Source organism: Halosegnis sp. (assembly GCF_042216475.1).
In the GTDB taxonomy this organism is placed as follows: Archaea; Halobacteriota; Halobacteria; order Halobacteriales; family Haloarculaceae; genus Halosegnis.
In genome coordinates this window covers 44495-58883 of record NZ_JBDGTV010000010.1, presented here as the reverse complement: position 1 = coordinate 58883, position 14389 = coordinate 44495, and the positions used below count along the sequence as shown (strand labels likewise).

Genomic DNA, 14389 nt, shown 5'->3' with positions numbered 1-14389 from the left:
TCGTGACAGATGAATCCATATGATCACCACGCGTGCCCGGCCAGAGGGGAGAGTTGGGTGAGTACCCACAGTCACCCCGATGGGACGCCGCTCGACCGTCCGGGAGCAACGCTGGTGTGTGACACCTCGATGGGCGACGCGGATGAGGCCTGTACCCGCGCGCTCGCGCCGGCTGGCGACGAGTCGATCTTGTGGGTGAGCTACACTCACCCGCCGGAGGACTGTCTCGCACGGCTCCCCGCGGTCCCGGCCGACCGGAAGTCGGTCATCGATGTTGGTGGCGGGACGCGGTCTGCGGCCACGAACGGCGGCGGAGGTACGGCCGGCGATAGCCGGGTGTCGGTCGCGGATCCCAACGACCTGACCGGCATCGGTATCGCCGTGGCCGAACACCTCGCGGACAACGACGGCGTCCGGGTCTGTTTCGACTCTGTGACAGCCATGCTCCAGTACGTCGGCACCGACCGCGCGTACACGTTCCTCAACTCGCTGCTGGGGCATCTGTGGAATGCCGACGCCCGCGCGCACTTTCACTTCAACCCGAACGCACACGATGACGCGACCGTGGCGGCCATCACCTCGCTGTTCGACGCCCGGGTCGATGTCAATGAGGAGAGTCTGACGGTTCGCGCCCGCGACTAATAGGCAGTCACGACCCGAAGACACAGTAGACACGCGGCCCCTGCCAGCACTGCGAGCGTGATGAACAGCGCGGTGGCGCCTGCGTAGGTGAGGAGCCCCCCTGCGAGCGTCGCGCCCAGCGCGCCGATGCCGAACATCCCGAGGTACGTGTAGCCGTACGAGAGCCCGCGGACCTCGGCCGTGGCGTAGTCGGCGATGGTCGCCTGGTAGATGGGGGCCGTCGCATAGACGAGGAAGCCGAGCGCGCCACAGACGACCACCAGCGGACGGACGCCCGCGTTGAGTGCGGGCACGAACAGAAGCGCAACGACGGTCAGCGACGCCAGTGTTGCCGCGAGCAGGCGGGCGGTCTCAATCCGGTCGGTAAGCCGGCCGCCGGCGTACTGGCCGCCCACCCCGAGCATGAGCAGGCCGGCGTACACGAACCGGCTCGGCTCGAACGTCACCGTCCCCACCGCCATCGATCCGAGCCCCGACGTGCCCGCAAGCAGGTCTGGCAGGAACGTCAACATGCCGCGGTAGTAGAGCCCGTACAGGAGGACGACCCCGAACACGAGCGCGAAGCCGCCGGTGAACAGTCGCCGAGAGTCACCAACGAGTTCGCCGAGGCTTGCTGGACCGCCATCGGTGACGGGCCTGCCCGTTCCCGTCTCGACGGCAGCCGTCTCGTCGAAAGAGACGCGCGTCATGGCGAGCGCGCCTGCGAGGGTAGGGCCGACGAAGGCGAGCACGACTAGCCGCCAGTCGAAGAAGATGAGCAGGACCGCCGCGGCGAACGGCCCGAGGACGGTCCCGACGTTCCCCGCGGCACCGTGGTAGGCGAAGCCGGTACCGCGCTCGGTCGTTCCGCGGCTCAACAGCGCCAGTCCGGCGGGGTGATAGAGACTTGCCGCGGCGCCCCAGACGGCCAGCGCGAGCGCGACACCGACCACACTGGGCGCAAGTGCCAGCAGCCCGAAGCCGACGGCCATCCCGACCAGCGAGATGACGACGAGTCCCCGGGACTCGCGGCTGTCGGCGAGCACGCCTGCGGGAAGCGCCCCGAGGCCGACCAGCCCGTAGCCGAGGCCGACCGCCAGCCCGAGCGTCGCCGGTGTCGTTGCGAACGCGTCGAGCCACGCGACGACGAACACCGGGATGGAGAGTTCGTAGACGTGAAACAGCGCGTGACCGAGCATCGTGAAGCCGACGATGCGACGGTCGTTCGCGTTCATATCGATGCTGGGTCGGTGCCGCGACAAAAGCGTTCGTCTCCACGCTCCGTGGCTGATCGGGCCGCTCATCGGTCCGTGATTACTCTCCGGTCGGATGTGTATCAGTCGTCAGCTGCCTGCACGTCCGCTCGCATCGGGGTGACGAGCGCGTCGACTGACGCCGGGTCACGGGCGGCCGCAACGAGGTGGTCGCGAGTCGCGCGGGGGAGGTGGCTAGCGACATCGTGAACTTTCGTCTCGACGGCCGCCCAGTCGAGCGGTCGCTCCGGATCCCCTCGTGCGATGTCGACAAACCGTTCGTGGTGCTCGTCGGCCGCCACGACGACGCGGGCGGCCCACCGCTCGGGGAACGGCTCAGCCACGGCCGGTGTCGTCGTCACCTCTGTCGCATCGAGGAGCCGACGGAACGCGGGGTCGTCGAGCTGGTCGAGACAGCCGTGGTACGCCCCGAAGCCGGCCTGGCCTGTCGTGAGCGCAACCGCCGCCCCGTACGGCATGCTGAACTGGCAGTCGACGAAGTTGTCGGGTCGCCGTTTCGCCTCGATTGGATCGCCGGTGAGCCGCACGCCTGGTTGCGGGAGTTCGACGCGGATCGACTCGACGGCCGTTGTGTCTACAGTCCCCGCGATGTCGACGAGTGCGTCCAGCGCGGGGTGGGTGTACCGACAGCACGGGTACGGTTTCAGTGACGTCTCGGTGACGGCGTGGCTTTCGGCGACCGTCGCGACGGCCGCTGGGTCAGGGTCACCGGAGTATGCATAGAGGAGGCCGTCATCGCCAGCCAGCGGCTCGGTGGCGCCCTCGAAGCCGGCCGTCGCGAGATCGACAGCGGTGATGCCACGGCGCGCAGCGAGACCGGGGTGGAGCCGCTTGTTCCACGCACCGTTGGCCAGAAACTGCAGCGAGCCAGCGGCCTGACTGCCGTTCGTGCCGAACGCTGCTGCAAACTGCTCTCGGTCCAGCCCAGCGACGATGCCTGCGGCCGCCGTCGCGCCGAACGTGCCAGCCGTGGCCGTTCCGTGGAACCCGCGGTCGTAATGGGCATCTGGCCCCACCGCTTCGCCGACCGCACAGGCGACATCGTAGCCGGCGTCGATAGCCGTGAATAGCCGGGCGACGGACGCGTCTTCGCGCTCGGCGACGGCCAGCGCAGCCGGCACCACCGGCGCGCCGGGGTGGAGCGACGACTCGCGGTGGGTGTCATCGAAATCGAGACTGTGCGCGAGCGCGCCGTTGACGAGTGCGGCCACGCCTGCCGGCCGACGCTCGCCGGTCGTCCACACCGTCGCTGGGCCTGCGGCCCCGTCGGCCAGTGTCTTGGCGGCCGCCTCGAATGTCGGCGTCGAGTCGGCGTGTGCACCCGCCCCGAGCGCGACGCCAACTGTGTCGAGGAGGTGTCGGCCGAGTCGGTCACGGACGGCACCCGTTGGCGCTGTCGCCGTCACGCAGCGCTCGACAAGGCGGTCTGTGGGGGTTGCCATACGCCGCGGTCGTCGCCGGGCTACAAAACTGCTCGGGGGTGTCGCGTAACTACCATGTGACCCCTTTCCGAACAGCGTTGCATGACGACAGACGAGACGCGGACGCGTGTGCTTGACGGCGTGACTGTGGTCGACCTTTCGACGTTCGTCACAGGCGGGTTCGCGACGACAATGCTCGCCAACCAGGGTGCGGAGGTCATCAAGGTAGAGCGGCCGGGGACCGGCGACGACTCCCGCCACTCTGGGCCGCCGTTTGTCGCCCCCGGCGACTACGACGGCCCGGGCCGCACCCCAGACGAGGGGGAGTCGCCGTATTTCTGGACGGTCAACTACGACAAGCGGTCGGTCGAGCTCGATTTGAAGACCGACGAAGGACTGGCGGCACTGTACGACCTCGCGCGCGAGGCGGACGTGTTCGTCGAGAACTTCCGGCCGGGGACAGCCGATCGTATCGGCGTCGGCTACGACGATATTCGCGAGCGCAACGAGGATGTCGTCTACTGCTCCATCTCGGCGTTCGGCGACAGTGGTCCGTGGAGCGAGCGGCCTGGCTACGATCTGCTCGTGCAAGGGACCAGCGGTATCATGTCCGTCACTGGTCCCGAAGACGGCGACCCAGTCAAGGTGGGACTCCCCCAGACGGACCTAATCACGGCGATGTGGGCGGCGTTCGGCATCATGGGTGCGCTGTTCCGCCGCGAACTCACCGGCGAGGGTGACCGGGTTGAGCTCGCGATGCACGATGCCGCGCTCCCGTGGCTGACCAAGCAGGCGGCCAAGGCGTTCGTCGGCGAGCAACCGACCCGGATGGGAACGAAAGATCCCGTCCTTGCGCCCTATCAGGCGTACCCGACGGCCGACGGCTATCTCAACGTTGGCTGTGCGAACCAGAAACTCTGGCGCGGGCTCTGTGAGGCCATCGGGCGAGCGGAGTTGGCCGACGACCCTCGCTTCGAGACGAACGCCGACCGCGTCGAACACATGGACGAACTCGAGGCGGAACTATCGGCCACCTTCGAGGAGCGTACGACTGACGAGTGGGTCGAGCGGCTGGCCGAGGAGGCAGGCCTACCGGTCGGGCCGGTGTACGACGTGCCGACAGCCCTCGACAACGAACAGACGGAGGCCCGCGGCGTCGTTACGACGCTCGAGCACCCGGCCGTCGGTGAGATAGATGCGCTCGAACATCCGCTCAATTACGAGCACGCCGAGGCCGGCTTCGACGACGCACCGCCGTTGCTCGGCGAGGATACGGAGGCGGTGTTGCGCGACCTGGGTTACGGCAACGCGGAGCTGGACCAGCTGCGCGAGGCAGGCGCCATCCCCGACCGCTGACACGGAGCGAGCGGACGCCCACCCGTTCAGGAGTGGGAGGATATCAAGGACAGACATTTGCCCTTGCCAGGCGACCCCTACCCATGTCGTACGGACCCTACGAGCATCTCTCAGTCGAGGTGGCCGACGGCGTCGCCGAGGTGACGTTCGGTCGCCCTGAGAAGTACAATGCGCTGAATACCGCGACGATGTTCGACCTGCGGCGGGCATTCTCGGAGTTCCGGCTTGACCGCTCTCTCGATGTCATCGTCGTGACCGGCGAGGGGGACGATGCCTTCTCGGCGGGTGCAGATATCGAGCAGTACGCGGGCCCTTCGGCAGACCACGATCCGATGCAGAAGGAGCGCCAGGAGCTCTTCTTCGACGCGTATACGGCCGCAAAGCACGTTCATGCCCCAGTTATCGCCAAAATAAACGGCTACTGTGTTGGTGGTGGACTCATCTTCGCGATGTACTGTGACCTGCGGGTGGCCGTCGACGAGGCGGAGTTCGGGGTTCCAGTCACCGATATCGGCCAGATTCCCACTGGCGGCGCCACCTACCGAGCGACACAGCTCGTCGGCGAAGCGAAGGCGAAGGAACTCGTCTACACAGCGGGGATGATAGACGCCGCCGAAGCCCATCGTATCGGGCTCGTGAACGATACTGTCGCTCGTGACCAGCTCGACGAGACAGTCGCCGAACTCGTCGCAGCCATTCAGGATACTGGCCGATTAGCAGTCAAAAACTCGAAGCGGGCTATCGACGCCGCGGTGGAGAGTCCAGCGCTTGCGACGGCCCGCGAGCGTGAGGCAGAACTCTGGTGGGAGCAGTTTGCCACCGAGGAGCGCCGCCGGCTGGTCGACGAGTTCACCGACCCATGACCGGCCCGCTCTCGGACGTGACGGTCGTCGAGTTGACCGTCCACCGGGCGGGCCCGTTCTGCGGCGCGCTGCTCGCGGATCTGGGCGCGGACGTGGTGAAGATCGAGCGCCCCGACGTCGGCGACCCGGCTCGCTCGCAGGGGCTCGGGCCCGAGAACAAGTCGGGCTACTTTATGGCGAACAACCGCAACAAGCGGTCGGTCGAACTCGACCTGAAGACCGAGGCAGGGACTGAGGCGGCGTTGGCGCTGCTGGCGGAGGCAGACGCGTTCGTCGAGAACTTCGGATACGGCGTCGCCGAGCAGCTTGGACTGGGGTACGAGGCCGTCCGCGCGGTGAACGAGGACATCATCTATGCGAGCGTGAAGGGGTACGGCGAAACAGGGCCAGCCCGCGAGAAGAAGGGGCTTGACCTCATCTTGCAGGCGGAGGCGGGAATCATGTCCGTCACCGGTCCAGAGGGGGGCGAGCCGGTGAAGGTAGGGCAGGCGATCGGCGACCTCACCGCGGGGATGTTCGCTGCGATTGCACTCCTGGCACGACTCCACGAGCGCGACCAGACGCCTCCCGAGGCGTTCACCGGCAAATTCGATGTGGGCCTGTTCGATGCCGTCACGGCCGTGATGAACGAGTATATCACCTTCCACTCGCTGACTGGCGAGGTGCCCGGTCCGCAGGGAACCACCCATCAGTCCATCTGTCCGTATGGGCTGTTCGAGGCGAGCGACGGCCGGTTCGTGACGGGCGTGCCGGGCGATGATCGATGGGATGCGTTTGTCGATGTCGTGGGCTGTGAGGAGTTGCGTGGCTACGCGAGCAACGACGAGCGGATGGCGAACCGGGAGCACGTCCGGGCGGTGCTGAGCGAGCGGTTTCGTGAGGAGCCGGTCGATCACTGGCTTGACGTGCTCACCGAGGCAGGCTTCCCAACCGGGCCACTCAACGACCTCGCGGCCGTCGTCGATCACGAGCAGACGGCTGCGCGCAATCTCGTTGTCGCCCATGAAGACCCCGATGCTGGTGAGGTGGCACTGCCAGGCCATCCGGTTCACTTCCCAGACTTCGAGCCGACGATTCGGGCACCAGCACCGCGGCTTGGCGAGCACACTGACGCCGTCTTCGCCGATCTGGCCGACGACCAGACGACGCTCGACGAGTGGGTCGAGGGAGGGGCGTTCGGTAACTGACGCCGAAGCGCCGGGTACTTGGCTGCGACCCACATACGGCGAGTAATGAGCGAGGACCACGGGGGGTTCGAAGACGTCCGCGACAACGTCGTGGGCCACCCGATGGTGAGTCTGCTGTCGTACGCGCGTCGCTACTGGGTGCGACTGACGCTTGGGGTCGTCGCGTCGTTTCTGACGCGGTTCGCCCGGCTCGTGCCGCCGGTGGTCGTCGCGGCGGCTATCGACCGGGTCATCCGCACCTCTGGCGAGACGGGCCTCCTGACGCGGGTGGGACTGCTGCCCGCTGGCGAGATAACTGGGCAGGCGGCCCGGCTGGCCCTCCTGGAGCAACTCGTCGGCATCGCTGTGCTGGCGTACGCTGTCCGGTCGGTGTCGCGGTTCGCCTCTCGATACCTGCTGCAGGCGACCGCCCAGAAGGTCCAGCGCGATCTCCGGAACGACACCTACGACCATCTCCAGCATCTCTCGATGGACTTCTTTGTCGACCACCAGACTGGCGGGATGATGTCTATCCTCAACAGCGACATCAATCGGCTGGAGCAGTTCCTCAACACTGAATTCCGCCAGCTCATCCGGGTAGTGGCGACCGTCGGCGGCATCGCCGTCATCCTGTGGTTTTATTCGCCGAAGCTGGCGCTCATCGCGCTGGCGCCAGTTCCGATCATCGGGCTGGCGAGCGGCCGGTTCCTGACGTGGATCGAGCCGCGCTACAAATCCATCCGGGAGACGGTCGCGCGGCTCAACACACGCTTGGAGAACAACCTCGGTGGTGCGGCCGTAATCAAGGCGTTTGACCGCTACGGGTTCGAGCGGGACCGCGTCGCCCAGCAAAGCGCCCGCTACCACGACGAGAAGGTGCGAGCGTTGCGTATCCGCCGCGGCTTCTTCTCGACGCTGCGGCTGTTGACGGGCATCGTTTTTGTCGTTGCGCTGTACGTCGGCGGCCGCGACATCATCGGTGCTGAGACGGCCGGCGGCATCGCCCTCTCGACGGGCGGATTCGCGCTCTTTTTCCTGCTGTTGCGGCGGCTTTACTCGCCGATGCGGCGGGTGGGCAAGTCTGCTAATAAATACCAGCTCGCCAAGTCCAGCGCCGAGCGGGTGTTCGGGTTGCTCGGCCGCGAGCCGACCATCACTTCGCCGGCAGACCCACACCGACCCGAGACGGTTGCGGGCGATGTCGCGTTTGAGGGGGTCACCTTCGCGTACGGCGACCGCGAGCCGGTCATCCACGACGTCTCATTGGACGTGCCCGCGGGTGCGACCGTCGGGCTGGCGGGAGCGACCGGCGCGGGCAAATCAACGCTGCTGAAGCTGGTTGCCCGCTTCCACGACGTTGATGCGGGATGTGTGCGCGTCGACGGGGTCGACGTCCGCGAGTATGACCTGCAGGCGCTACGGGACGAAATCGCCATCGTCGAGCAGAACCCGTACCTGTTCTCTGGGACGGTCGCAGAGAACATCGCCTACGGCGACCGTAGCACCCTCGAGACAGAGTGGTACGAGGACGTCGACGACGAGCAGGCAGCTCGTGACCGGGTACGCGAAGTCGCTGAGGCCGCAGAGGCCCACGAGTTCATCACCGACCTGCCGGACGGCTACGACACCCGCGTCGGCGAGCGAGGGGTGAAGCTGTCGGGCGGCCAGCGCCAGCGGCTCGCCATCGCCCGCGCGCTGCTCAACGACCCCGCCATCATCATCTTCGACGAGGCAACCAGCGACGTGGACACCGAGACGGAGGAGCTCATTCAGGAGAGTCTCGACCGGTTGGTCGAGGAACGCACGGCATTCGTCATTGCCCACCGGCTCTCGACGATCAAAGATGCCGACGAGATTGTCGTGATGGACGACGGCCGCATCGTCGAACAGGGCAGCCACGACGACCTGCTCGCCGCCCGCGGTGAGTACGCTGACCTGTGGTTAGCACAGGCCGACGCTGGTCCTGCCCCGGCTGACGACTGACGCCCGGGCTAACCGAACAGGTTCGGGCCGAACCATTCCACGGATGCTGCCGTACCTGTTAGTATGCAGAGGCGTTCACCACAGTCCGATCCGGGGAGCGAGTCCGACGCACCGACGGTTTTGGTCGCCGTCGACGAGAGCGATGCTGCCGCCCGCGGTGTTGACCACGCGCTGGCTGTCGCAGCAAGTTGGGACGGGCGACTCCACGTCGTCCATGCCCGTCCGCCCGCTGAGGCGCCCCCAACCGACCCGCCGACGACGGATCCTCGCCGGGCGCAAGCGCTCGTGCTCACGGTCGCTGAGCGCGCGCTCGACCGTGGTATCCCCGTTGAGGCGGTCGTCCGGCCCGGCCGTCCACACCGCGTCATCGCGTCGTATGCCGAGGAGATTAACGCCGACCTCGTCGTGCTGGGAGCTCGCACTGATGCCGACTACCGCGGGTCGGTGGCGAGCCGGGTCGCAACAGCGACCGACCGGGCCGTGGCGCCGGTGTGAACTGCGTTGAGCTCACGTTCCGAGGCACTCGGCCTGCTCTGCCTGTCGATCTCGATAACACAGCTGAATCTGTCCGTCCCACAGGTTGACCCGACTGCTAGCGGTGACCTGCGGGCGGGCGGCGCCGACGGCCTCGAATACGTGTGTCGCCACCATGACGGGAACGCCGTCTGGCGGGGTGGTCCCGTGACGCCGCAAGCGGAGACGGGTCGGGGTGCCCTACTGGCATGTCGACCCCACGAGCGGCTGCTGACCGGCAAGGATGTTTGGGAAGCTCCCGCTGCCGTGCTGCTGGGTGTCGAACATCGGGCACGAGAGTGCCGGCACACTCCATGTCCTGAGAGCCGCGGACATGGAGTCAAACGTCGAGGGAGGTGACGAGGCAGAACGCGTGAACCGCCTCGGGGTCAAGCCCCGTGGCATTCGCCTCGACAGCCGGTGAAGACGGATCGGACCGCACGAGTTATTATTAACGATTGCATCTTGAGATAACAATACTACACATATAGACCCTTGTTTTCAACAGCGACATTAATAACGCCACGATGGCTACCAGAGCATAATGACCGACGCAGGCGAGTCGTCTGACGGCCACGACCACGATGGTGCGGCCGAGGTGACTGTCCGCCTGTCCGTCCCCGATATGGACTGTGCGTCGTGTGCCGGCAAAGTGGAGTCGGCGCTTTCGGGCGTCGATGGCGTGGTCGGCTACGAGACCCGCCCGACCAGCGGGACGGTCGTCGTCACGCATGAAGGGAACGAAGCGGCCGTCGTCGCCGCCATCGAGGCAGCCGGCTACGAGGTGACCGGCGCCGACACGACCGTTGAGGGCCGGGCCGTCTGGACAAGCCCTCGCGGGCGCAAAACGCTGGTCGGCGGTCTCGCGTTGGGTGCCGGCCTGCTCGTAGAGTTTCTTCTCATCGGATTGGACAGCCGCCTGGCCGTCGTCGCTGGCACGCCCATCTCTGTGGCGGATACGCTATTCCTCCTTGCCGTTGCTGTCGCCGGTCAGGCTATCCTCCGGCACGGCTACCAGTCTGCACGGGCACTCAGCCTTGACATCGACTTCTTGATGTCGGCTGCGATCCTGGGCGCGCTGACGGCGAGTCTCGTCTTCGGCGAGGTGCTGTACTTCGAAGCAGCGACGCTGGCGGTCCTGTTCAGCGTCGCCGAACTGCTGGAGCGGTACTCCATCGACCGCGCGCGCATGTCACTACGCGAGTTGATGGAACTCACTCCCGACGAAGCCACTGTCGAGCGTGACGGCGAGGAAGTCGTTGTCCCCGTCGAGTCAGTAACGGTCGGCGACCGAGTCCACGTGCGCCCCGGCGAGAAGGTGCCGACGGACGGCGTCGTTGTCGACGGCGACAGCGCCGTCGACCAGTCGCCTGTCACCGGCGAGAGCGTCCCCGTCGACAAGACAGTCGGTGACGAGGTGTTCGCGGGCACTATCAACGAGGGTGGCTACCTCGTCGTCGAGGTGACGGCCGCGCCCGGCGATGACACGCTCTCGCGGGTGGTCGAACTCGTCGAGGCAGCCCAATCGAACCAGACCGACCGCGAACAACTGGTCGAGCGGTTCGCCGCCTACTACACGCCGGTCGTCGTCCTCTTCGCCATCGTCGTGACCGTTGGTGCACCCTTCGTCGCCGGCACCCCCGTCTCAACGGCCGTCGTTTACGGGCTCACCCTGCTCGTCCTCGCGTGTCCCTGTGCCTTCGTCATCGCCACGCCTGTCTCGGTCGTCTCAGGAATCACCAGCGCGGCCCGCAACGGTGTACTCGTGAAAGGGGGTGACCACCTCGAAGCGATGGGCGACGTCGATGTCGTCGCCTTCGACAAGACGGGGACGCTCACGACGGGCGAGCTGACCGTCACGGATGTTGTCCCGCTCAACGGGAACACCGAGGCGGACGTGCTCCGGTGTGCCCGTGGACTGGAGCGGCGCAGCGAACATCCAATCGGCGAGGCCATCCTCGCGCGGGCCGACGAGCCCGGCGACGCGCCGACAGTCACCGACTTCGAGAGTCTCGCCGGCAAGGGCGTCCGGGCGCGGCTCGACGGCACAGCACACTACGCCGGCAAGCCGGGGCTGTTCGAGGAGCTTGGCTTCGACCTCTCGCATGTCCATGCCACCACCGACGGTGGGACCGTCACGCGGACAGCCCGGGACATCTGCGAGCGGGCCGACTGTCTTGACCTGTTGACCGACACCGTCCCGGACCTGCAGGCGGCAGGGAAGACGGTCGTCCTCGTCGGGACGGCCGACGAACTGGAGGGCATCATCGCCCTTGCCGACGAACCCAGGCCCGCCGCGGCCCGAACTATCGCTCGCCTGCGTGAACTTGGTGTCGAGCGGACGGTCATGCTCACCGGTGACAACGAGCGCACTGCCCAGGCCGTTGCCGAAGAGGTCGGCATCGATGAGTATCGCGCGGAGCTGCTCCCCGACGAGAAGGTCGCGGCTATTGAGGAACTCGTCGCTGCTAACGATGGTGTAGCGATGGTTGGCGATGGCATCAACGACGCGCCGGCGCTCGCGACGGCGACAGTGGGTATCGCGATGGGTGCCGCCGGCACGGACACGGCCCTCGAGACAGCCGATGTCGCGCTCATGGGCGACGACCTTTCGAAGCTGCCGTACCTCTACGAACTGGCTGGCGCGGCTGACGGCGTCATCCGACAGAACGTCGTCGCCAGTCTCGCGGTGAAGGCACTCCTCGCGCTGGCGGTGCCATTCGGCTACGTCCCCATCTGGCTCGCTGTACTGGCCGGCGATGCCGGCATGACGATTGGGGTCACCGCCAATGCTGCCCGCCTCGCCCGTCTGCGCCCCGACGACTAATCACCGATGGCTGCCGCGACCTGCTCGCGGAGCCGTCGGCGCCGGTGGAATGCCTCGGCGCCCGCCCAGCCAACAAGAACGAGTCCGGCTGCCAGCGTCTGCACGAACTGCCACGGCCCCATCCACACCGGCCGTATCCACGGGGTGACGTGGGCCCACCGTTCGCCAAGCCAGGCAGCTTGGGCCGACAACGGCGTGTTCGCGAACGTTTCCGTCAGCAGCCGGGCGGGCGTAACCCCGGCCGAACCGGGGGTCAGCGACGCACTGTTTGTGAGCGTGGCCGCACCGGTCGCGTTCTGCTCGCGGATCGTCGGCCCGCCTGGCTCGTCGCCTAACTTGATGCGCTCTGCATCGTAAGGGCCCCACGGTGCGTAGAACTCCCAGACCACCTCGCCGTCGGGTGTCACTTCCATCACCCGGTGGTTGAGTGTATCCGTCACGAGGGTGTTCCCGTTCGGGAGCCGGTCGGCATCTCGCGGCCAATTGAAGTTCCCCGTTAGCGTCCACGTCCGGGTCCACGACCCGTTCGTACGGGCGTACTCGACGACGCGATCGTTCTCCGAGTCGGCCACCAGCATTGTCGGCGTCCCACCCTCGCCACGGAGGTACTGTGGGTTGTGCTGTTCGTACAGCACGTCGTGCTCCTCGTCGCTGCCAAGCCGCCGGCTGATGTCGCCAGTCGTCCGGTTGATGACGAACACCTGGTCGAAGTTGCGCGGCGAGACGAGATACTCACCCTCGGCTACCTTGTCGACATCGTTGACGTGGGTCCAGTCGCCGCTGTAGCGCCCGCCGTTCGACCGATCGAAGCCGTGGTCACGGAACCGCCACCGCCAGACAACCGCTTCCTCAGAGCGGTCGTACAGGAGAATCTGGTCATCGTTCCGCTCTGCCGTTTCGTTGTAGTTGCGCATGTTGCCGACGAGCAGCTGATCGCCGTTGATCAGGTCGACATCGTGCGTATCCTCCCAATCGAACGTTTCCGACCAGGCCGTCTCGCCCGTCTTGGGATTCCAGACGGTGACGACCGTCTCTCCCGGACGCGTCCCGGTGATGAGCAGCGAGCCGTTCGCCAGCGGGTCGACATCGTAGAACCAGACGATGCCGTCGTTTGCCCCATCGTACACCCACTCCACCTCGCCGCGGGGGCCGACGCCGACGAGTCGAGCGGGCTTTTTACTGCTCTGCTGGCCAGCAATCTTGAACCCCTGGACGGAGATGACCGTCGTTCCGTTCGCCGGTTCGGAAACGGTGCCGGCCTGCAGGCTCGTCGCGCCGCCGCCGACCGCCGAGACGGCCGTCGGTGCCACGAGCACGAGCACGAGCAGGAGCACACAGCCACGGGCGACCCACTGAGGAGAGGCGTCGACCGGGAGCCGACCGCCGCTCATCCGCGCGTCTCCCGACTGGTGTGGTCGACGGCGCGTGGTGGATGAGGGCTCACGCCCGGTCTGCGATGTCGGCCGCGATGTCGTCCAGCTCCTCGTCGGACAACTCCGGTGGCGTGCCCGCGACGGCGTGGATGGGATTGCCGCCGTCATCCTCGAATCGCGGAATAATGTGTCCGTGGACGTGGGGCACCTCTTGGCCCGCCGCTGGTCCGTTGTTGAACGCGACGTTGGAGGCATCGGCCCCGACGCTCTCCTCGACGACGGCCACGAGGTCGTGGAGGAGTTCGTACAGCGCGTGTGCGGAGTGGCCGTCCAGTTCCTGGAGGTGTTGGTGGTGAGCCGTCGGGATGACGAGCGTATGGCCCCGTGCGAGTGGGTTGGCATCAAGGAACGCCATCGCGCCGTCCCGCTCGGCCACCGTCCGGGCCGGGAGTTCCCCCTCGACGATGCGACAGAACACGCAGTCGTCGGCTGCCGTCATATGGCCGAGCCAACGCAGGCCGCCGTCAAGAGGTTGTCGTCGCACGTGCACACTGGCGGGAGTTTCATATCGCCGGCGGCCATGTGTACCGGTACCGATGGGCAAGTACGCGTTCCTCATCAACTCACCGCCGGACAACCCAGGACCGATTGCGAACAACCTCGAGTATGCCCGCAACCTCGACGAGGCGGGCCACGAGGTGACTGTCTTCTTCGACGGCCAGGGGACCCAGTGGATTCCCGAGGCAGAAGAGAACCCCGACAGCGTCGTTGGCGACTACTATCATGAGGCGAAGCGGCGCGGCCTCATCGATGGTGCCTGCGGTCACTGTGCGGCGTTCTTCGAGATTGACGATGATATCGAAGCAGCCGGCGTCGCGCTCGATGGCGGCGTTGAGGGTGCTGAGGGGCCGGGCGACCACCACGGCCCAGATGTCGCCGCGCTGGCCGAGGCAGGCTACGAACTCATCAACGTCGGGTGACGACGCGGTAGA

The 14389-nt window shown here is 66.6% G+C and carries 12 protein-coding genes; 8 read left to right on the top strand and 4 right to left on the bottom strand.

Features of this window, described 5'->3' with window-relative positions; genetic code table 11:
- The first annotated feature begins 57 nt into the window (after positions 1-57).
- Positions 58-642 carry a hypothetical protein gene (locus ABEJ63_RS07195; protein WP_375795682.1) on the top strand — a complete coding sequence of 195 codons (585 nt, stop codon included), beginning with the start codon at positions 58-60 and terminating at the stop codon, positions 640-642.
- On the opposite strand, the gene ABEJ63_RS07190 is transcribed toward ABEJ63_RS07195, so the two are convergent.
- Positions 639-1856 (bottom strand): MFS transporter, encoded by a 1218-nt coding sequence (locus tag ABEJ63_RS07190; RefSeq protein WP_375795681.1) that lies wholly within the window; start codon positions 1854-1856, stop codon positions 639-641. The genes ABEJ63_RS07195 and ABEJ63_RS07190 overlap by 4 nt on opposite strands.
- A 101-nt stretch (positions 1857-1957) precedes the next feature.
- Complete coding sequence (locus ABEJ63_RS07185) at positions 1958-3337, bottom strand: MmgE/PrpD family protein (protein ID WP_375795680.1); 1380 nt, start codon at positions 3335-3337, stop codon at positions 1958-1960.
- A gap of 81 nt (positions 3338-3418) precedes the next feature.
- Between ABEJ63_RS07185 and ABEJ63_RS07180 the strand changes: the two genes are divergently transcribed.
- From ABEJ63_RS07180 to ABEJ63_RS07155, 6 genes are all read left to right on the top strand, one after another.
- Positions 3419-4672 (top strand): CaiB/BaiF CoA transferase family protein, encoded by a 1254-nt coding sequence (locus ABEJ63_RS07180; RefSeq protein ID WP_375795679.1) that lies wholly within the window; start codon positions 3419-3421, stop codon positions 4670-4672.
- Positions 4673-4755: 83 nt separating this feature from the next.
- Complete coding sequence (locus tag ABEJ63_RS07175; protein ID WP_375795678.1) at positions 4756-5535, top strand: enoyl-CoA hydratase/isomerase family protein; 780 nt, start codon at positions 4756-4758, stop codon at positions 5533-5535.
- Positions 5532-6722, top strand: a complete 1191-nt coding sequence (locus ABEJ63_RS07170; protein ID WP_375795677.1) for a CaiB/BaiF CoA transferase family protein — start codon at positions 5532-5534, stop codon at positions 6720-6722. The genes ABEJ63_RS07175 and ABEJ63_RS07170 overlap by 4 nt, the downstream gene beginning before the upstream one ends.
- 45 nt (positions 6723-6767) lie before the next feature.
- The gene (locus tag ABEJ63_RS07165; protein WP_375795676.1) at positions 6768-8684 is read left to right on the top strand and encodes an ABC transporter ATP-binding protein; all 1917 of its coding nucleotides are present in this window, start codon (positions 6768-6770) and stop codon (positions 8682-8684) included.
- A gap of 63 nt (positions 8685-8747) precedes the next feature.
- Entirely contained in the window at positions 8748-9179 is a 432-nt protein-coding gene (locus ABEJ63_RS07160; RefSeq protein ID WP_375795675.1) for a universal stress protein, read from the top strand.
- Between the two features lie 562 nt (positions 9180-9741).
- Complete coding sequence (locus tag ABEJ63_RS07155; protein ID WP_375795674.1) at positions 9742-12024, top strand: heavy metal translocating P-type ATPase; 2283 nt, start codon at positions 9742-9744, stop codon at positions 12022-12024.
- On the opposite strand, the gene ABEJ63_RS07150 is transcribed toward ABEJ63_RS07155, so the two are convergent.
- Entirely contained in the window at positions 12021-13415 is a 1395-nt protein-coding gene (locus ABEJ63_RS07150; protein WP_375795673.1) for an aryl-sulfate sulfotransferase, read from the bottom strand. The two genes, ABEJ63_RS07155 and ABEJ63_RS07150, sit on opposite strands and share 4 nt — an antisense overlap.
- Positions 13416-13464: 49 nt before the next feature.
- Positions 13465-13896, bottom strand: a complete 432-nt coding sequence (locus ABEJ63_RS07145) for an HIT family protein (protein WP_375795672.1) — start codon at positions 13894-13896, stop codon at positions 13465-13467.
- A 97-nt stretch (positions 13897-13993) separates the two neighbouring features.
- On the opposite strand from ABEJ63_RS07145, the gene ABEJ63_RS07140 reads away from it, so the two are divergent.
- Entirely contained in the window at positions 13994-14377 is a 384-nt protein-coding gene (locus ABEJ63_RS07140; protein ID WP_375795671.1) for a DsrE family protein, read from the top strand.
- Positions 14378-14389: the final 12 nt, after the last annotated feature.